Origin of the sequence: Mesorhizobium sp. WSM3864 (genome assembly GCF_002294955.1) — a bacterium.
Lineage (GTDB): Bacteria > Pseudomonadota > Alphaproteobacteria > Rhizobiales > Rhizobiaceae > Mesorhizobium.
The window spans coordinates 1-23,711 of the sequence record NZ_NSGD01000014.1 but is presented as its reverse complement, the minus strand read 5'-3'; the positions used below and the strand labels follow the sequence as shown (position 1 = coordinate 23,711).

Genomic DNA, 23,711 nt, shown 5'->3' with positions numbered 1-23,711 from the left:
TCCCAACGTCGATTCAGGCCAATTCCTTGCGAAGAAAGACGCGGGCCTGCCCATCGAACCCGAACGGAACGCGGCCGAATTCCACATAAGCGTGGCGGATGTAGAATCCAGGCGCCTGAAAGCTGCTGGTCTCCACGACGGCGCGTCTGCAGCCCCGCGCCTTTGCCTCTTCTTCGACGGCGGCAAGCAACCGGGCGCCGCAAGACAGACCGCGTAAATGCGCGGGCACGAAAAACATGTCCAAGAACAGAAGGCCGAGTTCGGTCCTTCCCCATAGGCCGCCCAAAGCTTTGCCCGAGCCATCACACAATACGGCGCCTATGGGAATGCGGTCGTCCGTCCCTGTGATGGCGACGTTATAGCGGTAGAGCGCCGCGGCGGCCTCGGCTTTCGCGGCTTCGTCCGTCGACAGGATGATTGGGAATTCTTGAGTCATGCGGATTTGCGCCTGCCCTGAACATGGCGAAAACGGATGAACTTCCAGCTTCGGCCGGCGTTCCCGAGAATGCGCGTCAACCTCTTCGTGTTTGGCACCTTGAAGAGAGGGTTTCCTCTTCACAAGGCGGGTTTGTTCGGGGCCGCGTCCCTCGGTGCCTGCAGGACCCTTGAGCGTTTCCCGATGCTGATTGCCGGACCTCGCTTCGCGCCGATGATGTTCAATGAACCGGGTCGCGGCTTCCACGTGAGGGGCGAGCTCTACGCGGTCGACGACCGCGCCCTGGCCAGGCTTGACCGCATCGAATCCGTTGGCCAGCCCGGCAATCTGCGCGTCCCGATCGAGGTTGAGCCTATTGAAGGCGGTCCGCATGTCCTGGCGCAGGCTTACATGAAATCCCGCCGTCTCGCGGATCCCGTCCATTCGGGATATCTGGATTTCTACGAAGATCGGCGTTTCAAACTTCATGAGAGCAGCGCGAAGCCCTTGAGCGACTAACCGTCCAAGGCAAACGACCGAGGCTTCCGCAAATAAAAAGGGCGGCGCAAGCGCCGCCCGTAGATGATATTTTGGGAGGATGTAGCGGCTTAAGCCGCCTGGGCTTCACTGGCGATCGCCTCGGCGGCGCGCGCCGCCTTCAGCACCTTCGCCCACCAGGCAACGTCATTGATGAGCGCCGCCGCCGCCTGGTTCAGATGCTCGATGTCTTCCAGCTTCTTGTCGCCCTGGCGGACCGCAAGGAAATCGCCCCAGGCGATGTGCACTGCCGACTTGACCGGCGCCATTTGCAGCTCGACGGCGATCAGGCGAAGCTGCTCGACGGCGCGCGCGCCGCCGACGCTGCCATAGCCGACGAAACCAGCCGGCTTCTTGTTCCATTCATTGGCGGCGTAATCGATGGCGTTCTTCAAGACGGCGGTCGGCGCGTGATTGTATTCGGCCGCGGTGAAGATGAAGCCGTCGAACTCGGCGACCTTCTTCTGCCAGCGCTGCGCCACCTCGTTCTGCGACGGCGCCCAGGCGGAGGATGCGACCTCATCGAAGAACGGCAGCGGCCAGTCGCGCAAATCAACGACTTCGACGTCGATATCGGCATGCGTCTTGGCAATCTTGGCGATCCACTGCGTCGGGACGTCGGCGAAGCGGGCGGCGCGCGTCGAACCGACGACAATGGCGATTTTGGGTTTGGACATAAGGGGGCTCTCCTTGCGGGGGAATTTCGGTATCGTTTGGATACCGGCGCTATATGTGATACTGACAAAGTGGCGCGCAAGGAGGCACATTTTTGTTACCGAGGCACCCGTACAACACCGAGGACTGCCGGGCCGTATCGGAAATCCTGCAACGGGTCGGCGACAAATGGACCGTTTTGGTGGTCGGCAAGCTGGGCGGCGGACCGATGCGCTTCAATGAATTGCGCACGGCCGTCGGCGGCATCTCACAGAAAATGCTGACCATCACCTTGCGCGGCCTGGAACGGGACGGCTTTGTCACGCGCAAGGTTTTTCCGACCATTCCGCCGCGCGTCGATTACGAGCTGACCGAGCTCGGCCACGAGTTGCTGGTGCCGGTTGGCGCGCTCGGCGAATGGGCACGAAAGAATACCAATCGAGTACGCGCGGCACGCGCGAAATTCGATGGCGAGCATCCCTGAAAGCCTTGAAGCTCAATGTGTTGCGAGCATCGCGCCGCAGCGTTGCTGACTACGCAAGGAGTCTGCAGTTGTGTCTTTTTGACTTCGTATTCGGAGGGCACATCAACCTCTAATGCCCCGCCCCGACCCTGACGGCTTTGGTCGCGTCTGAGACGCGACATTCAGGCTTCTGACGTCGTACTGCCACGCGGCGCCAAGGAGCAGATTGCGCACATCGCTCCCTGACTCTGCTCCGCCCCGGGGCCCTGCATCCACGCGGTGCGTGGGAGCTCTTTTTTCACTTCTGCATAGGCAGTTATGCCGAGCAGGCAGATGAGTGCGAGAAGGGCTGCCACGAGCCAGCCGTTCAGCATGTGTTGACGCATTGTCTTTCCTCCAGCGGCACGCACCGTCGGGTGCGGAAGCAACCATCGGATGTCGTCGTACGCACGTCCCGCGCAAGAGTTGTTACAAATTTGCCTGTCCGGGGAATCGTTCGCCGTCAGCTTTCGGCTGGGACCGGCTTCGGCTTGCCGTCGCCGTCGAGCGCCACCATGACGAAATCGGCATGGGTGACCTTCTCCATCAGGTCGGCGAGATAACGCTGCGCCCAGGCCTCGACCTTGAGCGTCATCGAGGTGCGGCCGACGCGCTCGACATGGGTGTAGATGCAGAGCGTGTCGCCGATCTTCATCGGCTTGGCGAAGGACATCTCCTTGACCGCCGCCGTCACCACACGGCCCTTGGCCCGTTCGGCCGCGCGGATGCCGCAGGCCAGGTCCATTTGCGCCATCACCCAGCCGCCAAATATGTCGCCGGCGGCATTGGCATCCGACGGCATGGCGAGCGTCCTCAATGTCAGGTCGCCGAGCGGCTTGCCGTCCGCGTAGTGCACCATGAGGGGTCCTCCAGCCGCTGCTTCCTGAAGCCGTACCAATGCCATCGCGATGTCGCAAGCTTTGCTGAAGGCGAAGGACGCGTCGCGGCTCGGTCGCTTTTTTCACAAGCCATGCCGGAAGCCCCAGCGACGACGTGAGCCGGCAATGTCTAGGGTAAGCGCCGGATCTCGGAGCCCGCCCGCGCATCATGCAGACTTATGATTTCATTATCGTCGGCTCCGGCTCGGCCGGTTCGGTGGTCGCGGAAAGGCTCTCGGCCTCGGGCCGCTTCTCGGTCTTGGTGCTTGAAGCCGGCGGCAGCGATCGCCGCTTCTATGTCCAGATGCCGCTCGGCTACGGGAAGACCTTCTTCGATCCGGCCGTCAACTGGAACTACAAGGCCGATCCCGATCCCGGCCTCGGCAACAATGCCGACCACTGGCCGCGCGGCAAGCTGCTCGGCGGCTCGAGCTCGATCAACGCCATGGTTTTCATCCGCGGCGCGCGCGAGGACTTTGATGCCTGGGCCGCCGCCGGCAATCCGGGCTGGAGCTATGACGACCTGCTCCCCGCTTTCAAAGCGTTGGAGGACAACGAGGCCGGCGCCGACCAATGGCGCGGGGTCGGCGGCCCCTTGCACATCACCGATTGCTCGAATGCGGTGCATCCGCTGACCAAGCGCTATCTGGCGGCCGCCCAGCAGGCCGGACTGCCGTTAAATCCGGATTTTAACGGCGCCTCCCAGGAGGGCGTCGGCGTCTACCAGATCACCACCAGGAACGGCCGCCGCATGTCCGCCGCCCGCGCGTTCCTGCGCCCGGCGATGAAGCGCAACAATGTGCGCGTCGAGACCAACGCGCTGGCGACGAAAATCCTGTTCGAGGGCAAGCGCGCCGTCGGCGTCGAGTACCAGCAAAACGGCGAAGCCAAGAGGGTCCGCGCGGGCCGCGAGGTGATCCTCTCCGGCGGCTCGGTCAACTCGCCGCAACTGCTGCAGCTCTCCGGTGTGGGCCCGTCGGCGCTGCTCGGCGATCTCGGCATCCCGGTCGTCCACGCCAACGACAATGTCGGGGCCAACCTGCAAGACCATGTCGGCATCAACTACACCTTCAAGGGCAAGCTGCCGACGCTGAACCAGATCCTGCGGCCATGGTGGGGCAAGCTGCTGGTGGGCATGCAGTACATCCTGCTGCGTTCCGGTCCGCTGTCGTTGTCGATGAACAATGCCGGCGGCTTCTTCCGCACCGACCCGTCGATGGCGCGGCCGAACATGCAGCTCTATTTCCAGGCCTTCTCCACCGTCATCCCCAAGAGCGGCGAGCGCCCGATCCTGACGCCCGATCCGTGGCCGGGCTTCTCCATCGGACTTTCCAATTGCCGGCCGTCGAGTCGCGGCGAGATCATGATCCGCTCGAAGGATCCGCGCGACCATCCGAAGATCACGGCGAACGCCTATTCGACCAACGCCGATGTCGACGAGATGCTGGCGGCGGTGAAGTTCGTGCGCAAGATCGCCTCGATGCCGGCGATGGCCGAGATCATCGAGGAAGAAGTTTTGCCTGGTCCGTCAATTACTTCCGATGCCGATATGATTCAGGATTTCAGGAAGCGCTCCGGCACCGTCTACCATCCCGTCTCGACCTGTCGCATGGGTCCGGACGCTTCGCGCGCCGTCGTCGATCCCCGGCTTCGGGTGCATGGGCTCGAGGGCTTGCGTGTGATCGACGCATCGATCTTTCCCGACAACATCACGGGCAACACCAACGCCGCCGCAATCCTCACCGGATGGAAAGGCGCCGAGCGGGTTCTGGAGGATCAGAAATGAAAGTCACCGACGTCAAGACCTGGGTTGTCGGCAACCCGCCGCCCGGCATCGGCGGCAAGTATTTCATCTTCGTCAAGCTCACCACCGATGGCGGCGTGGTCGGCTATGGCGAGGCCTACAACGCCACCTTCTCGGCGCATGTCACTGCCAAGATGATCGAGGATATGGCCGAGCGTTACCTCATCGGCCGCGATCCGCACGATATCGAGAACCTCTTCCGCCGCGTCTATTCCTCCGGCTTCACCCAGCGTCCCGACGTTTCCGGGATGGGCTGCTTTTCGGCACTCGAAATGGCCTGCTGGGACATCATCGGCAAGGAGGCCGGCAAGCCGGTCTACAAGCTGCTCGGCGGCCAGGTGCACGAGACGCTGCGCTCCTACACCTATCTCTATCCGCACACCGGCAGCGTCCATTCGGAAGACGCCCACGGCCAGAACGTCTACAACGATCCCGACATGGCCGCGGCCTGCGCGCTGGAAAATGTCGAGCAGGGATTTAACGCCGTCAAGCTGGACCCGGCCGGGCCTTACACGGCCTATGACGGCCATCAGCCGCGCCTGATCGACATCGACCTCTCCGCCCGCATGATCAAGGCGATCCGCGAGGCGGTCGGCACCAGGGCGGACATCCTGTTCGGCACCCATGGCCAGTTCACCGCCTCCGGTGCGCTTCGTATGGCCCGTGCAATCGAGCCCTACGATCCGCTGTGGTTCGAGGAGCCGGTGCCGCCGGACATGCCCGAGGTGATGGCGCAGGTCGCTCGCGGCACCTCGATTCCTATCGCCACCGGCGAGCGGCTGACGACAAAATTCGAATTCGCGCGCGTCATCGAGAACCGCGCCGCGACCATCCTGCAGCCGGATCTCGGCCGCTCCGGCGGCATTCTCGAAACCAAGAAGATCGCCGCCATGGCCGAGGCCTACCACATCCAGGTCGCGCCGCATTGCTATTGCGGGCCGATCGTCGGCGCCGCCAACATCCAGCTTGCGGTGACTCTGCCCAACTTCCTCATCCTGGAATCGTTGAAGCAGTGGGACGATTTTCACGCCACGCTGCTCAAGAAGAAGATCGAATGGCAGGATGGCCACGTCATCCCGTCGAAGGAGCCAGGCCTCGGTGTCGAGCTCAACGAGAAAATCTGCGAGGCGCACCCCTATAGCGGCAAGGACCTGCATCTGCAGATGATGCAGACGCCGCTGATGCCGTGACCGCGCGCCTCGCCTACGCCTTCATCGGCCTTGGTCATCTCGGCGGCAACCTTGCCGCCAGCCTGCTGCGCCACAGCTTCGCTGTTGCCGTTTTCGATCGTGACCCAGCGGCGGTTGCGCGTTTGGTCGCGCTCGGCGCTACGGCGGCGGCGAGCCCGGCGGATGCCGCGACCCGAGCCGGCAATGCGATCACCTGCCTGCCCTCGCCGAAAGTGAGCGAAGCTGTGCTCGCCGGTTCTGACGGATTGCTGGACGGCCTGGCCGCCGGCGGCACCTGGATCGAAATGTCGACCAATGGCCGCGACGAGATCCTGCGGCTGGCCGCACTTGCTTCGGCGAAAGGTGTCGAGACGCTGGAATGTCCGGTCACCGGCGGCGTGCACCTGGCGGCGGCAGGAAAGATCACCGCGCTGGTAGGAGGGGACGCCGCGCTCTACGAGCGCCACCGGCCGGCGATCCAGGCAATGTGCGCCAAATCGTTCCTGATGGGACCGGTCGGCTCGGGGGCGGTGATCAAGGTCATCACCAACATGCTGGCCTTCATCCATCTGGTCGCCGCCGGCGAGGCATTGATGCTCGCCAACCAGGGCGGGCTCGACCTCGCCCAGGCCTATCACGCCATCGTCGTCTCTTCCGGCAACAGCTTCGTCCACGAGACCGAAAGCCAGCTCATCCTGAACGGCTCCTACGACATCGGCTTCACCATGGACCTGGCTTTGAAGGATCTCGGTTTCGCGTTGGGCATGGCCAGGGATTTTCGCGTGCCGCTGCAACTGGCACCACTCGTCAACCAGATTTTCGAGGTCGGCAGGCAGAAGTATGGCGGTGGCGCCTGGTCGACCCAGATCGTCAAGCTTCTGGAGGATGCGGTCGGCACGGAGCTTCGCGCGCCAGGCTTCCCGGCCAAGCTCGAACTGTAATCCGCCAAAACTTTAGCCAGCTATTTCAATCGCCTAATCACACCGGCGGAATCAAACCTTCAGGCAGGTGATTCAACACCTGAGCGTCAATGCGCCGGGCAGTATCTCGAACGTCGCCGGAATCCGACCTGGCGACTCGCCGTCTATGTCGACCAGCGCTCCGTTCTTCTCAACGTCGCCTAGCGGTTCGACCAGCACCTTGCGACCGCGCAGGATGGTGATCGCCGGATGGTTGCGGTGGCGCCCGCCATAGAGGAGACGGATGTCGCGGATCAGCCCAAGCTTGCCGGCGGCGCGCAGGATGACGACATCGAACTGGCCGTCGGACAGATCGGCGTCCGGCGCAATCATCATGCCGCCACCGAAGAATTTCCCGTTGGCTACCGCCACCAGCGCCATGCGCGCCTCGACCGGCTCGCCGTCGTCTATGGTGATCCTGACCTCCTGGAAGCGATAGCGGATGAATTCCAGCACTGTGCGCCAGAAGAAAAGCGCTTTGGCCGAGACCCTGCCCTTGCGCTTGTCCGCATTGACCGCGCGATCGGTGGCGCCGGAGAGGCCGAGGCTGGCGATGTTGATGAAGTGACGGCTGGCGAGCGCGCCGTGGTCGTCGATGTAGCAGACGCGGCCGGCATCGACCTTGCGCGCGCCGGCGCCGGCGATACGCGCCAGTGCTTCCTCGATTTCGTCGGGCAGGCCGAGCCCTCTGGCGAAATCGATACCGGTGCCGCAGGGCAAAAGGCCGAGCGCGCTGGTCCGGCCGGTCTCATGCTCTGTCTGCAGCAGCCCGTCCGCCACCTCGCTGGCGGTGCCGTCGCCGCCGGCCGCGATCACCAGATCGCACCCGCTGGCCGCGAGGTCGATTGCCAATCGCTCGGCGTCGCCGCTGGTCTGCGTCTCGCGCAGCTCGAAATCTCCGAAATGCCTCTTGAGCGAAGCGGCGGCTTCGGACCAATGCCGCTTGAGCTTGCCCCCTCCCGCTATCGGATTGAGAACCACCCCGACCTTCAACCTGATCTCCCCCGAGGCATATTGCGTGGAAGCGCAAGGCGACTCGGCTGATGCAGCGCCACAGCACTTTGCCGGCATTCAAACGCGGGCCGACTGGCGGGGCAAGGCTCATCCTCGAAAGGACCGCGGAAAATGGGGACAGGCTGTCTAAGGCGTTCGGCCCGCAAATTCCGAGACTTGTCGCATCGGTCCCCGATAATCCCGCTATCCACAGGTCCGCGTCTATTCCGCAAATTCCTTACCCGGCATACATTGAACCCATCTCAGGCGGCTACCGAACGCCCCGGCCGAAAGGCAGAAGCGCAAGGCGGATTTCCTGAGGCCCGTACGGCCCAGAACGAGAGCAGGTTCGCCTGCTGGAGGGACGGATGCCGAGACCTACGGGTGCCGCGGAAAGCGTGCGAACGCCGACGGCGGACCGATGCTGCCATGAAGGCGGGTGAAACCTTCGATGGTGCGCCGGCAAAGCCCGCAAGGGTGGAGATCGGCGTGGTCTGGAACGGACGCTGCCTTCGGGTGGCGACTGGCAGGACCGTCAAAATCAAGGCCGGCCTGGCGCGACGACTTTACGGAAGTTGCTGCCGTAACCGGTTCCTGATCTGACAGGGAGGCGCTGGGAGCAATCCCAGCGCCGACTGTTTTTTGGGCTGCCCTTTCACCGGCCCTTTTCCCAGCGTCCTGCACCTCCCCAGCATCTGCCACTGATGCTTCCCCGCCACAGTCGCAAGCCAAGCAACGCGCCGACACTCTCAATTCACAATCGCGGCCAAATCCCGCCTTGTTCCCCGGCGATTGATCGCCTGGGAACGAAGTTCAAAGGGACAAGACCGTGATCAAGACCGCCCTTGTCGCCATGACCATTGTCGGCTGCGACTGCGACGCCAAGCTCTGCGAGTATATCGGCGAGACTCCCGCCAAATGGGCGACGATTGCCGACTGCGAAGCGGCGATGAAGAGCCAGATGCTGCATCAGCGCAATTTCAATTATCCGCTGGTTTCCGGCATCTGCCGCACCAAAGGGTCGGCATCGACTTCGGAGCTCGCAGCCAAAGCGTCAAGGCCGGAGCTGAGGCCGCCGAACCGCGTCGTCGAAACCATCGCCCCGCTGCCGCCCGAGCTCAGCCGTCGGCCGAGCGTCCCGGTCGGCACGACGGTGACGGCCAGCGAGACGGGAGCCGCGCGGCCTGTTGCCTTCGAGGCCGCGGTCGACGGCGGCAGCGCCGTGCTCTATCGCACCAAGGCTGGTTATGCCGTGGTCAAGACCGATCTCGGCCGCGCGGCCAACGCGACGGTGGACATGGCAAAGCGATCGGCGAACTGGCTGGCGGGACTGGTGCCGAGCGGGCTGTAATCCAGCACCGGAAGCGCACGAAACTGGTATTCCAGGCACTTGAATATCAGCGCGCCTTACAGTTTGACCTTCTGCGTCTGCCAGAATTTGTCGATCATCGGTTGCTCGGTTGCGGTGTCCTGATCGCCGATGCGCGTGATGAACAGCAGCCCCTGATCGGCAAGACCGAAGCCGACGATCTCGAAATCGGCCTTGTCGGTACGCGTCTTCACCGTGGCTTTGATGCCGGTCAACTGCTTGCCGTCGGCGAGCTTGCGGGTCGTCGGCTCCTGTATCAGCGTGGCGCCCGCCTGAACCGACTCCTTGGTCATCTCCTGCAGCATCAGCTGATCGAGCGACACCGGAATCATCTTGCCGTATTCCTGCACCACGACGACGGTGCCGAGGGCCTAGGCAGCGAGGTATTGGGTGATGCTCTCGCCGAGATCCGTCTTGGTGACGGAAATGCTGCTCGGATGAACAAAGGAAAACCTGCCGCCGGAGAAAGTGGCGAAGTCGTTGCGGTCGAGCCGCACCCTGGCCCTCTTACCGCCGGGCAAGGTCACGTCTGCATCCTCGCCGGGATCATCGCCGTGGCACCAAGTTTCATTCGCATGTCCTGTCCTCTCGGCGCTCGGCGCTTTCGACTCTTTGACGACCGAGAGCGCTTCCGTTCCCGTTACCATCCGCTCGTGACGGATAGACTGACCACCCGGCAAAAACCATAGGGGTACCGGAACGCTGCAGACGAAGGCCGCCGCTGGCGCGTCGGAACAATGCAGTGCCTGATTGATAATGCCGGCACGATGCGGGAAGATGAGCGCCTACCTGGAGTTGGGGGGCTTCATGACCTTTGCCGTTCGCGCCACACTAAGCTTGTTACTGGCACTCGCGCCCTTGCCTGTTCGAGCGCAGGACACCGATCAGGGTGACGACAAAACGGTGATGGTAGCCCCGGACGATGCCGAAATGGCGGCGGCGATTGCAAAGGCACGATCCAGCCTGGACGACTTCCTGGCTTTGTCCGACGCGCCGCCGCCGGGAACCGGCAGGTTCAAGCTGAAGGTCATGGTGGTCGACGGACATGCGACGGAGCATTTCTGGGTCATCCCCTTCAAGCGGACCGCCACCGGCTTTGTCGGCATATTGGCGAACGAGCCGGAACTCGTCCGCAACGTCGTATTCGGCCAGAACATCGAATTCTCCAAGGACGATATCTCCGACTGGGGATACACCAGGGACGGCCATCAGGTCGGCAGCTTCACCGTCTGCGTGATGTTCAAGAAAATGTCCAAGGAAGAGGCGGATTACATGCGCACCCAATACGGCTTCGACTGCTGAACTGCATCCAAGGCATTACGGCTGTCTTTGCGGCAAGCTCGCCGCGGCCAGTCGGCCCGGTCAGCAGTCGGCTGTCAGCCGGAAAAGATCGCGCTCAGGCGTTCGGTAACCTTCCGCTTCAACAATTCCTCCTTCAGCGCCTCCACCGGCACCAGCTGCTCATGGCCGGCTTTGGCGAGGCGCATGAAGAAATGCAGTTTGTAAGCGGCAATCTTGCCTCGCGCGGCTGCGTCCGTGCGGACGTCGACGACCAGGATCGAACCGATGCGGCCGGGCCATGGCTGCCTGGCAAAAGCCGTGCCGAGGAAGTCGCCAAGACCGTAGGCGACGAGCGCATCGCCGATGCGCTCGAGCGGCTGTACGACATGGGCGTGGTGGCCGGCAATCAGCCGGACGCCGCGACCCGCCAGCCGTCGCGCCAGTGCCCGCGTCGCAGGTCTCGGAAAATGTCGGAACTCCCAGTCCCAATGCGGCGCCGCGCAGAGCAAGTCGACGTCCGCGAGGATCCCGAGCGGCCATTCGGCCGGATCGCCCGCCATGGAAATCCGCGCCCGAAATTCGGCCTCGTCAGCGTTGCGCCAAAGCGTGAACGCGGCGAAGCCGATCGTCAGCGGCCCGGCGGCCTGGTGTTGGACCGGGCCGCCGGCCGCGGTGCCGATGGTGCGGATGCCGAGCCGCTTCAGCGCCGCGACCGTCTCGTCGAAGCCGGCAACGCCCTGGTCGAGGACATGATTGTTGGCGAGCGACAGCACGAGCCTGTCACGGGCAATGCCGACGGCTGCCAGCGCATCCGCCAGGAAGCGTTCGCTCATCGCGTGATGCGTGCCAAGCCGCGTGCCCGCCACCGCGCTCGGCCGCTCGACGATCGGGCTTTCGCAATTGCCGACCACGAGATCGGCCGAAGCGAGCAGCGCCGCGATCGCAGGGTCGCATTCCGGCACCCTGCGATTGGCGACCGCCGACAGGTCGCCGATGAAGGCAAGCCGCACAGTTTGCGTTGGCCCCGGCACCATCAGCGTCGCTGCCGGCGCCGCGAAACCGTTTCTGTCGCCGCCTAGCGACGGCTTCAGAAAACGCGGCAGCCACGACAATTTGTAGGAGAGCGGATAATTCGACACGCGATGCCCAACCGTTTGCCATCCTGTGTAGACCGTCTACGCGACAGGAGAAAGCTGCAGGCGAAGCGCCGCAAATCCGTGTATTGTGGCTGGCGGGATTGGGACGGGAGGATCCATCGTGAAGCGACTGTCGGGCCTTGTGGCACTCACACTCTTGCTGCTCCTGCCGTTTGCTTACGCCAAAGCGGCTAGCCCCGACCCGGCCGCCCTGTTCGAGGCGAAGACCGTAGCGGATCGGAATACTGCCTTGGCGGCACTGGAGGCGGCGGCACCGGGCGATCCGGCATCGGCCTATGCCGCCGGCGCCGGCGAATTCTTTACCGCGCTGGAAATCCTGGCCAGCGGTCTGCATCGGCACGGTTTCGAGAGCCCGCAATCCTTCATGCTGCCGCTGATGCGGCTGCCCGTGCCGGACAATCCCAGTCCCGAGCCGCTGACCTATGAAAAGTTCCGCGCCATCCTGATCGCTTTCCGCGACCGTCTGGAGAAATCCGCCGCCACGCTGGGCTCGGTGCCGGCCGATGCCGATATCGGCATGGTGGTCGACCTCGCTCATGCCGGTATCGATCTCAACGAGGACGGCAACATCGCGCCGGACGAAAGCATCGCCGCGATCATGGCCTCGCTCTCACGCGGCGTCGACGCGAGCGATGCCGCCCCTTCGCTTGCCTTCCGCTTCGACCGCGCCGACGGTTTCTGGCTGCTAGGTTACGCCGAGTTCCTGATGGCGCAGGCCGATTTCTGGCTGGCGCATGATTTCAAAGCCATGTTCGACGGCTCTTTCCACATGCTGTTTCCGCACGCGAAACTGCCGTTGCAGGACGCGCTGGTCCCGCCGGATGGCGGCATGAGCGGCAGCATCTTCGCCTCGGAATGGCGCTTTGCCGACTTCATCTCGCTGGTGCATCTCGTCAACTGGCCGGTGATCGAGCCGGAGCGCCGGAAGGCGGCGCGCCGTCACCTGCTGGAGATGATCCGGCTTTCGCGCGAGGACTGGAAAGCGATACGCGCCGAGACCGACAATGACCGCGAATGGCTGCCGGGACCGCAGCAGAAGGGCGTCAACCCGCTCACCGGCCTCGAGGTCGGCGAGGCGCAAGTGCAGGCATGGCTTGCCGCCCTGACCATGGCTGAGGACCTTCTCGAAGGCCGCGTGCTGCTGCCGCATTTCCGCGTCATCGGCAAAGGCATCAACATGAAGCGCTTCTTCGACGAGCCGAAACCTTTCGACCTCGTCCTGTCGATCACCGGCCCGGCCATCGCGCCTTACCTCGAAAGTGGAAAAATCCTCACCAGCGACGATTTCAATCAGATTCAGCGCGAGTTCGGCGGCGCCGGATTCCTGATATTCGCGCTGTGGTTCAACTGAAACGAAACGGCGCGTGCGACATGCCTCCTGACAGCCTTCTGTCAGCAGGCTCGGCAGCGCGCACCCGCCATTTCACTCCGCTCTTTCCATTTCGGCCGAGTCCTCCCATATTCGGGCCATGGCCAAACGCACCGACAAGAAAACGCCCTCGCCGGCGCAAGAGGGCGCGCCGAAACGGCGCAGTCCGCTGACCGAATTCCTCGACGCCGCCGAGCCCCTGGAGCGCGGCGGCTTCGCCGAAGCACCGCAAAGCGAGTTCTCCGGCGCGCCTCTCACCGGCTCGATCTCCGATTGGGCCGGACAGATCGAGCGCGAGGCGCAAAAGCAGCCGAAGGCCAAAGCGCCGAAGAAGATCCCCGAGCGCTCTGCTGCGCCCGGGCGCACGGCGCGCGGCACCTCGATGGGCGGCGCGGCGTCGGCGAAGGAACGCGCCGCCGCCGGCCTCAACCCGGTGGCCGGCCTCGACATCAGCCTGGAGGACGCCGAGCAGGTTTCCTCGAGCGGTGTGACTGCGACCGTCGCCGCGCTGTCGAAACTCATCGAATCCGGCAATCCGCTGCACAAGGATGGCCAGCTTTGGACGCCGCACCGGCCTGCCCGGCCGGAAAAATCGGAAGGCGGCATCGCCATCAAGATGGTGTCGGATTTCGAGCCCGCCGGCGACCAGCCGACCGCCATCAAGGACCTTGTCGAGGGTGTCGAGCAAAGCGACCGCACACAGGTGCTGCTCGGCGTGACCGGCTCCGGCAAGACCTTCACCATGGCCAAGGTGATCGAGGAGACGCAGCGCCCTGCCCTGATCCTGGCGCCGAACAAGACGCTGGCCGCGCAACTCTACGCTGAGTTCAAGAAATTCTTCCCCGAAAACGCGGTCGAGTATTTCGTCTCCTATTACGACTACTACCAGCCGGAAGCCTACGTCCCGCGCACCGACACCTATATCGAGAAGGAATCCTCGATCAACGAGCAGATCGATCGCATGCGCCACTCGGCGACGCGCTCGCTGCTGGAGCGTGATGACGTCATCATCGTCGCCTCCGTCTCCTGCATCTACGGTATCGGCTCGGTCGAGACCTATACGGCGATGACTTTCCAGATGCAGGTCGGTGACCGGCTCGACCAGCGCGCCTTGCTCGCCGACCTCGTCGCCCAGCAATACAAGCGTCAGGACATCAACTTCGTGCGCGGCTCGTTCCGCGTGCGCGGCGACACGATCGAGATCTTTCCGGCCCACCTCGAAGATCGCGCCTGGCGCATTTCGATGTTCGGCGACGAGATCGAGGCGATCACCGAGTTCGATCCGCTGACCGGCCAGAAGACCGGTGAGCTGAAGAGCGTCAAGATCTACGCCAATTCGCACTATGTGACGCCGCGGCCGACCTTGAATCAGGCTATCAAGTCGATCAAGGAAGAGCTGCAATACCGCCTGCAAGAGCTTGAAAAGGCTGGCCGTCTGCTTGAAGCGCAACGTCTCGAGCAGCGCACGCGCTTCGACCTCGAGATGCTCGAAGCGACCGGTTCCTGCGCCGGCATCGAGAATTATTCGCGCTATCTCACCGGTCGCCAGCCGGGCGAGCCGCCGCCGACCCTGTTCGAATATGTGCCGGACAATGCGCTGATCTTCATCGACGAGAGCCACGTCACAGTGCCGCAGATCGGCGGCATGTATCGCGGCGACTTCCGCCGCAAGGCGACGCTGGCCGAGTATGGCTTCCGCCTGCCCTCCTGCATGGACAACCGGCCGCTGCGCTTCGAGGAATGGGACGCCATGCGCCCGCTGTCGATCGCCGTCTCGGCGACGCCGGGCGGCTGGGAGCTCGACCAGTCCGGCGGCGTCTTCGCCGAGCAGGTCATCCGCCCGACCGGGCTGATCGACCCGCCGGTCGAGGTGCGCCCCGCCAAGAGCCAGGTCGACGATGTCGTCGGCGAAATCCGCGAGACGACCAGGCTGGGCTACCGCACGCTGGTCACGGTTCTCACCAAGCGCATGGCCGAAGACCTCACCGAATATCTGCATGAGAACGGCATTCGAGTCCGCTACATGCATTCCGACATCGACACGCTGGAGCGCATCGAGATCCTGCGCGACCTGCGCCTCGGCGCCTTCGACGTGCTGGTCGGCATCAACCTGCTCCGCGAAGGCCTCGACATTCCCGAATGCGGCTTCGTCGCCATCCTCGACGCCGACAAGGAAGGTTTTTTGCGCTCCGAGACCTCGCTGATCCAGACGATCGGCCGCGCCGCGCGCAACGTCGACGGCAAGGTCATCCTCTACGCCGACCAGATCACCGGCTCGATGGAACGGGCGATGGCGGAGACCAACCGCCGCCGCGAGAAGCAGATGGAGTGGAACGCGGCCAACGGCATCACGCCGGAATCGGTCAAGTCGCGCATCGCCGACATCCTCGATTCCGTCTACGAGAAGGACCACGTGCGCGCCGACATCTCGCAGTTCACCGACGATGCCGGCGCCATGATCGGCAACAATCTGAAAACCCATCTCGAGGCGCTGGACAAGCAGATGCGCGATGCCGCCGCCAATCTCGACTTCGAGAAGGCCGCCCGCATCCGCGACGAGATCAAGCGGCTGCGGGAGATGGAACTGTCCATCTCGGACGACCCGCTTGCCCGCTACGCCGATATGGAAAGCCCGGTTTCCGGCCGCGAGAAAGGCAGGCACAACAAGGGACGTGCGGTGCACCGCTCCGTCGATGACGACGCCAAGGGCCTGTTCCGCAAGCCGCATCTCGACGAGATGGGCGCCGACGGCGCGGTGCCGGTGAAGAATCCGCTTTTCGCCAAGCCGTCGATCGACGACATGGGACCGGGCACCGACATGCCGACGCCGGCTGGCGCGGTCTCGCGTTCGCTGTTCAAGAAGCAATCGGCGCAGGAAGCGCATGGCTCCGACTTCGGCATCCCGGGCGACCGCACCGGGTCGCTGTTCCGCAAGAACTCGCTCGACGAGATGACGGTGCGCCGGACCGAAAAACCCGTCGAAGGAACGGTGCCTACGAAGCCACGGCCAATCTCCCCCCTTGTGGGGGAGATGTCCGGCAGGACAGAGGGGGGCGCGAAGGAACGCGACGATAAACCCATCGTCCGCCAGCGCTCTGGCATCGGCTCTTACGAAGACCCAGCCGATGAGCGCCCTCAAAAGCGCCGGCCGAGCAAGACTGGGCGGCCGGGGCACTGATTTCTGAAGAGATTGATATGTTGCCGGCGGGACAGCGCTCTGTCCTGCCGGACATCTCGCCCACAATGGGCCCACAAGAGGGGAGATCGGTAGGTTCAGCGCCCCCGCTCTGTCCTGCCGCCCCTTGCCATGCCCCCTCCCCAGGTGTACCAGTTTCCCCAACTCGAACATCTGGAAAGGAGGGCTGCGTGTCTATCGATCACCACCGTCAGCGCGGCCCTGTCTGTGCCCTGCGAGCTTGCTTGCAGGGCTGACCAGGACGGTCCGGGAATTTTCCCCCGCTTCGATTTTGGTCTGCCCTTCGTGGTGCCGCTGATCTCGGCCTGATGGCCTACCGGCGCACCGTCAAAGTGCATTGAGCCGGGCTCCGGCAAGACCAGAGAAATCGACATGGCCCTGATCAGCCTCAAATCCCTCGGCGTCACCATGAGTGCGCCGCTCTTCTCCAACCTCGACCTCATCATCGGTGCCGGCGACCGGCTGGGCATCGTCGCGGCGAACGGCCGTGGCAAAACCACCCTGCTCAGATGCCTGGCGGGCGAGCTGGACGCCACGAGCGGCGACATCACCCGGACGCGCGGCTTGCGCGTCGGCCATGTCGAGCAATCCGTCCCCGGCGCGCAGCTCGACCGTAGCTTCCATCAGGTGGTTGCCGATGCCTTGCCGCCTGAGCAGCTTGGCAGCGAGCTTTGGCGCGTCGACGTGGTGCTGGATTCGCTCGATGTGCCCGAGGACATGCGCGACAGGCCGATGCGGGCCTTGAGCGGCGGCTGGCAAAGGCTGGCGCTGATCGCCCGCGTCTGGGTCACCAACCCGGACGTGCTTCTGCTCGACGAGCCGACCAACCATCTCGACCTCGCCAAGATCGGCCAGCTCGAAACCTGGCTCAACGCGCTGCCACGCGAGGTCCCGGTGATCATCGCCAGCCACGACCGCGCCTTTCTCGACGCCACCACCAACCGCACGCTCTTCCTGCGCCCGGAAGAATCGCCGGTGTTTTCGCTGCCCTATTCGCGCGCCCGGCAGGCGCTCGACGAGGTCGACGCCTCGACGGCGCGGCGGTTCGAGCGCGACATGAAGGTCGCACAGCAGTTGCGCCGGCAGGCAGCCAAGCTCAACAACATCGGCATCAATTCCGGCAGCGACCTGCTGACGGTCAAAACCAAGCAGCTCAGGGAGCGGGCCGAAAGGCTGGAAGATGCAGCCGTGGCAGCGCATCGCGAGCGTTCGGCCGGCGCGATCCGATTGGCCAACCGCGGCACCCACGCCAAGGTGCTGATCACGCTCGACGACCCGGCGGTCGAAACGCCCGACGGCACGCTGCTGTTCAGGACCGGCAAGCGCCATATCTGCCAAGGCGACCGCATCGTGCTGCTCGGCCGCAACGGTGTCGGCAAATCGCGCTTCATTGCGATGATCCGCGCCGCCATCGCCGAACCGGGGTCGGAAGAAAGCGTCAAGGTGACGCCGTCGACCGTGCTCGGCTACAGCGACCAGGCTCTGTCCGGCATCGGCGCCGACGCCACCCCGCTGGCGATGGTCTCGCGCCGCTTCGAGATCGGCGAGCAGCGCGCCCGCTCGCTTCTCGCCGGCGCCGGCGTCGCCATAGAGATGCAGGAGAAAAGGATCGCCGCGTTGTCGGGCGGACAGCGGTCGAGGCTGATGTTGCTGGTGCTGCGGCTTCTCAACCCCAATTTCTACCTCCTCGACGAGCCGACCAATCACCTCGACATTGACGGCCAGGAAGCGCTGGAGGACGAGTTGCTGAAGCATCAGGCAAGCTGCCTGCTCGCCTCGCACGACCGCTCCTTCATCCGCGCGATCGGCAATCGGTTCTGGCTGATCGAGAAGCGCCGGCTGACCGAAGTCGACAGTCCGGAAGGGTTCTTCCGCTCGGTGGCCGCGACGGAGCACTGATAGCCACGACAAGGCCAGCCTAGACGGGGCGCCGGCCTATACGGGCCGGCTTTCCGGGCGCGCATGAAAAATTCGGGCGACCTGTCGGATTGCCGCAGCATTCCTCGTCCTTGGGATGCCGACACGATGCTGACGGCACCAACCAGGGAGAGTTTATCATGTCCATCTTGTCATCCATCAGCCGCATCGCCAGCCAATATGCGGCGGCGCGCGCCCGCTACTGCAGCGAGCGCATTCTGCTTTCGCTGCCGGCCGACCTGCGCAAGGACATCGGTTTTCCGGAAATTCTCGACACGCGAAACGGCCGCTGCACAGCCACCTTCTCGACCGACGTCATTTGAAAGTGACCAACGGGTTCATGCGACGGTCATCGGCTTCACCGGCTGCCCGGCCGGTCCGGGCCCGGCCCCGCTAAAAAATTCCGCTGCCCGTGTAGGATTGCTGTCGCCTCGTCCGTCTTTTGATCGCAACGCCCAATCAACCCGTGAAGAGGAACACGTGAAATGACCGACCAGAACCCGCCCCGCGCCAAAGTTCTTGGCGGATTGACCCCCTATCTGCAGGTCGACGGCGCCATCAAGGCGGCCGAGTTCTACAAGAAGGCTTTCGGGGCCGAGGAAGTCTTTGCCTATCCGCCGGACGACAAGGGCCGCACCATGCATATCCATCTCTATGTCAACGGCTCGACGCTCATGCTGGGCGACGCCTATCCCGAGCACGGCCATCCGCATCAGGCGGCGCAGGGTTATACGCTCCAGCTCCATCTCGGTAGTGACGACGTCGATGCCTGGTGGAAGCGCGCGGTAGACGCCGGCTGCGAAGTCGTCACGCCCCTCCAGGTAATGTTCTGGGGCGACCGCTGGGGCCAGGTGAAGGATCCCTTCGGCGTCGCCTGGGCGATGAACGCGCCGGTAAAATAGGTTTCCCAGCGAGCAAGCGTCGCCCGCCAATCGCAGGGCTGACGCGCTCACCCGCGCCGGGTCGTATCCCCGCCGGCCCGGCGCTCGTTTTCAGCGAAGGAGTTTACCCATGTCCTATGTCGATGGTTTCGTGCTTGCCGTGCCGAAGGCAAATCTCGATGACTACAAGAAAATGGCTGCGAATGCCGGCGCCGTCTGGAAGGAGCACGGCGCGCTCGCCTATGTCGAATGCATCGGCGACGACGTGCCCTATGGCGAACTGACCTCGTTCCCGCGCGCCGTGCAGGCGAAGGACGACGAAGTCGTCATCTTTGCCTGGGTCGTTTACGAATCCAGGCAGAGCCGCGACGCGGTCATGGCGAAAGTGATGGCCGACGAACGTCTCAAGATGGACTGGTCGACAATGCCCTTCGACGGGAAGCGCATGATCTTCGGCGGCTTCCAGCCATTTATCGAGGTTTGAGCACAGCCGATTCGGTCCTCATCCAGGGCGGGGCAGGAGCGGAGCTCCTGCTTCCCCCTGGAATGACGAGGTTGCGAGGCAGCGGCTAATCTCACAGGCCTGCGATGGCTGAGAGCAAGCGGCCTACCAGTCCAACCCGGCCCTATCCGTTCTGGAGCTTGACGAGCAACGGCTTCAGCCGCTCCCCATAACGCTTCCACAGGTCGACCGAGCCCTGATACATCGGCTGGCGCACCTGCGCGGCCGACGCCGTGCGCACCGGCCGGTCGGTCTCGTGGAACGCCAGCACCTTGTCGTCCCAAGGCAGGCCGAGATGCGCCATCAGCGCCCGCGTCTGGCCTTCCTGATCGGCGACGAAATCCTCGTAGCGGACGTCGTGGACGACGCCGGGCAGAACTTTGTGCCAATGCGCCATTATATCGGTGTAGAGGTTATGGAAATCGGCGAGCTCGCCGAGATCGTAGCCGTAACGATGGCTGTCGCCGCGGAAATGCACTTTGAAGATCGACAGGCACGTGGCCGCGGCGTCGCGCGCGCAATGCACGATCTTCGCCTTCGGCAGCATCATGTGCAGGAAGCCGACCAGCAGGAAGTTGCCCGGCATCTTGTCGGTGACATGGCGGAAGCCCGGATACCGGGCATGCAGCATGTCGATATAGGCCTGCCCGGCCTCGGCAAAGGCCTTGTCCGGCATGTCGGCTATCCCTGAGGGAAAACCGCCCGGCATGCTCATCGGAAACTGCTTGCCGACGACCGACTTCAGGATGCTGAGCTCGCCCGCGCCAAAGACCTGCGGATGGCTGGCGATGATCTGCTCGACCAGCGTCGTGCCGGAACGCGGCATGCCGACGACGAAGATCGGCGTGTCGTCGGAAATGTCGCTCGGCCTGTGCTTTTCGAAGAAGGCCTTGTCGAAGGCCGACTTCATCGCTTCGAACTCGTCGCGCGTTCTCACCGGGTCGTAATCGATGCCCTTCCGGCGGATCGCATTGCCCTCGGCGAAATAGTCGAAGGCGCGGCCATAATCCTTCAGATCGTCATTGGCCTTGCCGAGGCCGAAGGAAAGCTGCATGCGCGCAAGGCTGTCCTGCGGCGCCTTGGCGTGCTCGGCCTCCATGCCGGCAAGCTCGGCGTCGCGCTCGGTCTGGCGCTTGACCTGGGTCAGCAGAAGCCAGGCTTTCGCCATCGCCGGAGCGATCGCCACCGCCTGGCGGGCTAGATCGGCGGCCTCGGCGAGCTTGCCCTTCTCCATCAGGGCGACGCCCAGCCCGTAGAGCAGCTCGGCATCCTTGGGCCGGATCGACAGCGACTCGCGGAAGAGCGCGATCGCCTCATCGAGCCGCCCGGCTTCCTGCAGCGTCTCGGCAAGGCCGATGCGGGCGCGGACATGGAACGGGCTGCGGCCGATCGTGCCGCGATAGATCTCCTCAGCGCCCTCGAACTGGCCGAGCTGCTTCAGCGACGAGCCGAGATTGTCGCGCGCCGCGAGTTGGTCCGGGCGGATGTCCACCGCGCCGCGGAAGAAATCGACGGCGGCGGCAACGCGGCCGAGGTCGCGCATCACCGTGCCCATGTTGTTGAGGAAATCGGCATTTTGGGGCTGCAGCGTGACCGACTGCTCGATGAGATCCAGCCCTTCCTCGCTGCGACCGGTCTGGTGCAGGAGGAGCCCGAGGAAATGCAGCGCGGCGGCATGATTAGGCTGCTGCCCCAGCACCTGCCGGTAAAGCGACTCCGCCTCCTGCCGGCGTCCTGCCTGGTGCAGCTGCAGCGCCCGCTGCACATAGGGATCGAGGGGGCTCGCCGATCCTGGCTTGCCGCCCGCGTTTGCCGCTCTTCTCTGATCTCTGTTAATGGGAAACCTGCCGTGTTTGTCCGCCCGCCGGACCTAAGCCAAGCGGGCGGCAGATGCAAGTGTGTGGGCAGCGCTCCGAGGACTTGCCCGCAATGCCGCTAGCAAGGCCCGTCGCCGATGATGCGATAGTCCGCCGCGCGGGCCTCGCACGCATTCGGGAAAGTGCGCACCTCGCCGTAGCGTCTGGCGCAGACCGGCGCGTATTCGCGGGTGCAGAAGGTTTGCTCGCCGCCACCGCCGCCATCCCGGCAAGGCCCGTCACGCACGATACGATACCCTGCCCGCTCCGCCAGGCAGGCATTGGCGAAGGTCTGGCGGTCGCCGCCGCGTCTTGCGCAGACCGGTTCGTAGTGCATGGTGCAGAGCTGCGGATGCGGCCTTGGCGGGCGCGGACGCGGTCCTTCGTCGACGACCACCGTACAGGCCGCCAGCAATGCCGACAGTAGCAGGGCGACAAGGCCCTGCCGCGAAACGATTGCCGCAAGAAATCGCATAGGTCCCTCTCCTATCTGGCTCAGGCGCTATCGCGCCAGCTCGCGCAATTCCTCGCCATTTTGGGATCGAACGCAATCCCGGCTTGTGCTTTGCCCGGGGCGAAATTTGTCGCCGGTCGGCTTCTCGCACTGGCCCATGCCCGGCTTTTCACTGGCCGATGACCGGTCATGGCGCCGGGTCTATCGATGGCCTCGCGTTGGGCGCGCCGAGGGCCGCCCGCGGTGCTGTCTTGCAACCATCACATTTCCGTGTAATAAATTTGGTGTTCGGGCATTTGCGACCCGGAGAGCGGCACGTTTTGGACGACCTTTCCCCGATAGTGTGAATCTCTGACGGCCCCGTTTTTCGGCGGGGGCTTTGACCATGCGCGAATGCATGACTGCCGAAGCAACACCGGGATCAGCCCAAGGCAGCGGGCGAGCCCACGAGACTGATACGGGTGAAGGAGTTTCCCCCATGGCCCAGACCGGCACCGTAAAGTTCTTCAACGCCACCAAAGGCTTCGGCTTCATCACGCCTGACGGCGGCGCCAAGGACGTGTTCGTCCACATCTCCGCGATCGAGGCCTCCGGCCTGCGCACGCTCGTCGACGGCCAGAAGGTCACCTTCGACGTCGAGCCTGACCGCATGGGCAAGGGTCCGAAGGCGGTCAACCTCCGCGCCGCCTGAGCGGGCGACGCTGCCTGTCCTTCCGCTGATGAACGGCGCGGCAGGATCATGAATCGGCTTCGCAGGAAGCTTGAGTTTTCGAGGGCGCGACGGTTCCGTCGCGCCCTTTTTTGTCCGGCAAATAGTTGTATTGGCAGGCGAAAACTTTCTCTTGCCGATAGCGCTAAAATAAAGGACAAATTTCCTCTCGGGCAATTTGCCGGCCCGAGACTGACTTGATGGGATCAAAGGAGCTTCCCATGCCGCAGACCGGCACCGTCAAATTCTTCAACCATGCCAAGGGCTTCGGCTTCATCACGCCCGACGATGGCGCGAAGGACGTCTTCGTCCATATTTCGGCCGTGCAGGCGTCGGGCCTTCCCGGTCTTGAGGATGGGCAGAAAGTGACATTCGACACCGAGCCCGACAAGCGAGGCAAGGGTCCGAAGGCCGTCAACCTGTCTATCGGCTAGCCGGCTCAAGACAGATCCGACGGAGACTGAGCAGGCGGGGCGCTCCCGCAGAGCTCGGAATTTTGTCGAGCCGCGAAATCGTTCGCGCGGTGCCGTTCAGCCTCCGTTCAGCCACGGTCCTCTACTAACCCCTGCTAAAGCCGATCCGCATCCCCTGACAATACGCGGGCCGGCGCGAAGGAGACCGAAAATGAACCGAATTCTCAAGACCGCCATTGTGACCGCCGGCGTCGCCGCGACCACTTTGGCCACCTTCTCGGCGGCAAATGCTGATGATGGGCGCTGGCGTCGTCATCATCACAATGGCGGCGACGCCCTTGCCGCGGGCGTTGTCGGCCTGGCGGCGGGCGCCCTGATCGGTAGTGCTCTCAGCAACCCTGGGCCGAGATACTACGATCCCGCCTATGATGACGGCTATTATGTCGACCGCCCCGTTCGCCGCTACTATGTACAGCCGCGCGTCGTCTATGCCGACCGCTATGCCGAGCCGTGGACCCGCGAATGGTACGAGTATTGCTCCGACCGCTACCGCACCTTCAACTCGCGTACCGGCACATTCACCGGCAACGATGGCGAACAGCATTTCTGTGTTGCCAACTAAAGCACGTCGCGTTTAATTGGCCTCATATCCGGCAGCTTTGAAGAAGTTTCTGCACTGTAGCGGGTCGAACAGGT

The 23,711-nt window shown here is 63.8% G+C and carries 25 protein-coding genes; 16 read left to right on the top strand and 9 right to left on the bottom strand.

The features are described from left to right. Positions 1–13 precede the first annotated feature (13 nt). On the bottom strand, positions 14–436 hold the full coding sequence (locus tag CK215_RS23425) for a GNAT family N-acetyltransferase (RefSeq protein WP_095832336.1): 423 nt from the start codon (positions 434–436) through the stop codon (positions 14–16). A gap of 36 nt (positions 437–472) precedes the next feature. Here CK215_RS23425 and CK215_RS23420 point away from each other — a divergent pair, with 36 nt between their 5' ends. Next, positions 473–934, top strand: a complete 462-nt coding sequence (locus CK215_RS23420; RefSeq protein WP_095832335.1) for a gamma-glutamylcyclotransferase family protein — start codon at positions 473–475, stop codon at positions 932–934. Positions 935–1,023: 89 nt separating this feature from the next. Here the strand turns inward: CK215_RS23420 and CK215_RS23415 are convergent, their stop codons facing one another. Continuing rightward, on the bottom strand, positions 1,024–1,629 hold the full coding sequence (locus tag CK215_RS23415; RefSeq protein ID WP_095832334.1) for an NADPH-dependent FMN reductase: 606 nt from the start codon (positions 1,627–1,629) through the stop codon (positions 1,024–1,026). Between the two features lie 92 nt (positions 1,630–1,721). Between CK215_RS23415 and CK215_RS23410 the strand changes: the two genes are divergently transcribed. Then, the gene (locus tag CK215_RS23410; protein WP_066994462.1) at positions 1,722–2,090 is read left to right on the top strand and encodes a helix-turn-helix domain-containing protein; all 369 of its coding nucleotides are present in this window, start codon (positions 1,722–1,724) and stop codon (positions 2,088–2,090) included. A 481-nt stretch (positions 2,091–2,571) separates the two neighbouring features. On the opposite strand, the gene CK215_RS23400 is transcribed toward CK215_RS23410, so the two are convergent. Continuing rightward, positions 2,572–2,967, bottom strand: a complete 396-nt coding sequence (locus CK215_RS23400) for an acyl-CoA thioesterase (RefSeq protein WP_066994459.1) — start codon at positions 2,965–2,967, stop codon at positions 2,572–2,574. A gap of 188 nt (positions 2,968–3,155) precedes the next feature. Here CK215_RS23400 and CK215_RS23395 point away from each other — a divergent pair, with 188 nt between their 5' ends. Genes CK215_RS23395 through CK215_RS23385 form a run of 3 tightly spaced genes read left to right on the top strand, consistent with a single transcriptional unit; the run spans position 3,156 to position 6,900 of the window. Continuing rightward, positions 3,156–4,772: a GMC family oxidoreductase N-terminal domain-containing protein gene (locus CK215_RS23395; protein WP_095832333.1), complete on the top strand. Its 1,617-nt coding sequence runs from the start codon at positions 3,156–3,158 to the stop codon at positions 4,770–4,772. Further along, entirely contained in the window at positions 4,769–5,980 is a 1,212-nt protein-coding gene (locus CK215_RS23390; RefSeq protein ID WP_095832332.1) for a mandelate racemase/muconate lactonizing enzyme family protein, read from the top strand. Before CK215_RS23395 ends, CK215_RS23390 begins: the two co-directional genes overlap by 4 nt. Continuing rightward, complete coding sequence (locus CK215_RS23385; RefSeq protein WP_095832331.1) at positions 5,977–6,900, top strand: NAD(P)-dependent oxidoreductase; 924 nt, start codon at positions 5,977–5,979, stop codon at positions 6,898–6,900. The genes CK215_RS23390 and CK215_RS23385 overlap by 4 nt, the downstream gene beginning before the upstream one ends. Positions 6,901–6,972: 72 nt before the next feature. Here the strand turns inward: CK215_RS23385 and CK215_RS23380 are convergent, their stop codons facing one another. Next, positions 6,973–7,911, bottom strand: a complete 939-nt coding sequence (locus CK215_RS23380; RefSeq protein ID WP_095832330.1) for a diacylglycerol kinase family protein — start codon at positions 7,909–7,911, stop codon at positions 6,973–6,975. Between the two features lie 829 nt (positions 7,912–8,740). On the opposite strand from CK215_RS23380, the gene CK215_RS23375 reads away from it, so the two are divergent. After that, the gene (locus CK215_RS23375) at positions 8,741–9,262 is read left to right on the top strand and encodes a hypothetical protein (protein ID WP_095781303.1); all 522 of its coding nucleotides are present in this window, start codon (positions 8,741–8,743) and stop codon (positions 9,260–9,262) included. A 56-nt stretch (positions 9,263–9,318) separates the two neighbouring features. Here CK215_RS23375 and CK215_RS31900 read toward each other — a convergent pair whose 3' ends face one another. Continuing rightward, entirely contained in the window at positions 9,319–9,633 is a 315-nt protein-coding gene (locus tag CK215_RS31900) for a hypothetical protein (protein ID WP_245418776.1), read from the bottom strand. Between the two features lie 18 nt (positions 9,634–9,651). Further along, complete coding sequence (locus tag CK215_RS31895; protein WP_245418775.1) at positions 9,652–9,807, bottom strand: hypothetical protein; 156 nt, start codon at positions 9,805–9,807, stop codon at positions 9,652–9,654. A 250-nt stretch (positions 9,808–10,057) separates the two neighbouring features. On the opposite strand from CK215_RS31895, the gene CK215_RS23365 reads away from it, so the two are divergent. Then, positions 10,058–10,582: a DUF2314 domain-containing protein gene (locus CK215_RS23365; protein ID WP_348628613.1), complete on the top strand. Its 525-nt coding sequence runs from the start codon at positions 10,058–10,060 to the stop codon at positions 10,580–10,582. Positions 10,583–10,656: 74 nt separating this feature from the next. Here CK215_RS23365 and CK215_RS23360 read toward each other — a convergent pair whose 3' ends face one another. Beyond that, a complete protein-coding gene (locus CK215_RS23360) occupies positions 10,657–11,700 on the bottom strand; it encodes a CapA family protein (protein WP_095832329.1) in 1,044 nt (347 codons plus the stop codon). 118 nt (positions 11,701–11,818) lie between these two features. Between CK215_RS23360 and CK215_RS23355 the strand changes: the two genes are divergently transcribed. The 6 genes from CK215_RS23355 (at position 11,819) to CK215_RS23325 (ending at position 19,565) form a co-directional block, all read left to right on the top strand. After that, on the top strand, positions 11,819–13,069 hold the full coding sequence (locus tag CK215_RS23355; RefSeq protein WP_095832328.1) for a hypothetical protein: 1,251 nt from the start codon (positions 11,819–11,821) through the stop codon (positions 13,067–13,069). A gap of 118 nt (positions 13,070–13,187) precedes the next feature. After that, entirely contained in the window at positions 13,188–16,265 is a 3,078-nt protein-coding gene (gene uvrB / locus CK215_RS23350; RefSeq protein ID WP_095832327.1) for an excinuclease ABC subunit UvrB, read from the top strand. 390 nt (positions 16,266–16,655) lie between these two features. Continuing rightward, positions 16,656–18,182 carry an ABC-F family ATP-binding cassette domain-containing protein gene (locus CK215_RS23340; protein ID WP_066994428.1) on the top strand — a complete coding sequence of 509 codons (1,527 nt, stop codon included), beginning with the start codon at positions 16,656–16,658 and terminating at the stop codon, positions 18,180–18,182. A 158-nt stretch (positions 18,183–18,340) separates the two neighbouring features. Next, positions 18,341–18,523, top strand: a complete 183-nt coding sequence (locus CK215_RS23335) for a hypothetical protein (RefSeq protein ID WP_095832325.1) — start codon at positions 18,341–18,343, stop codon at positions 18,521–18,523. Between the two features lie 162 nt (positions 18,524–18,685). Continuing rightward, a complete protein-coding gene (locus tag CK215_RS23330; protein WP_066994423.1) occupies positions 18,686–19,102 on the top strand; it encodes a glyoxalase/bleomycin resistance/extradiol dioxygenase family protein in 417 nt (138 codons plus the stop codon). Positions 19,103–19,211: 109 nt separating this feature from the next. Then, the gene (locus CK215_RS23325; RefSeq protein WP_067326604.1) at positions 19,212–19,565 is read left to right on the top strand and encodes a DUF1428 family protein; all 354 of its coding nucleotides are present in this window, start codon (positions 19,212–19,214) and stop codon (positions 19,563–19,565) included. Positions 19,566–19,707: 142 nt separating this feature from the next. Here the strand turns inward: CK215_RS23325 and CK215_RS23320 are convergent, their stop codons facing one another. Together CK215_RS23320 and CK215_RS23315 are read right to left on the bottom strand one after the other, a co-directional pair. Further along, on the bottom strand, positions 19,708–21,348 hold the full coding sequence (locus CK215_RS23320; RefSeq protein ID WP_095832324.1) for a tetratricopeptide repeat-containing sulfotransferase family protein: 1,641 nt from the start codon (positions 21,346–21,348) through the stop codon (positions 19,708–19,710). Positions 21,349–21,518: 170 nt separating this feature from the next. Next, the gene (locus CK215_RS23315; protein WP_095832323.1) at positions 21,519–21,914 is read right to left on the bottom strand and encodes a Kazal-type serine protease inhibitor domain-containing protein; all 396 of its coding nucleotides are present in this window, start codon (positions 21,912–21,914) and stop codon (positions 21,519–21,521) included. Between the two features lie 457 nt (positions 21,915–22,371). Here CK215_RS23315 and CK215_RS23310 point away from each other — a divergent pair, with 457 nt between their 5' ends. The 3 genes from CK215_RS23310 (at position 22,372) to CK215_RS23300 (ending at position 23,637) form a co-directional block, all read left to right on the top strand. Beyond that, a complete protein-coding gene (locus CK215_RS23310; protein WP_006202520.1) occupies positions 22,372–22,584 on the top strand; it encodes a cold-shock protein in 213 nt (70 codons plus the stop codon). 239 nt (positions 22,585–22,823) lie between these two features. Further along, positions 22,824–23,036, top strand: a complete 213-nt coding sequence (locus CK215_RS23305; RefSeq protein WP_006202521.1) for a cold-shock protein — start codon at positions 22,824–22,826, stop codon at positions 23,034–23,036. A gap of 190 nt (positions 23,037–23,226) precedes the next feature. Beyond that, positions 23,227–23,637: a BA14K family protein gene (locus CK215_RS23300; protein WP_095832322.1), complete on the top strand. Its 411-nt coding sequence runs from the start codon at positions 23,227–23,229 to the stop codon at positions 23,635–23,637. Positions 23,638–23,711 lie beyond the last annotated feature (74 nt).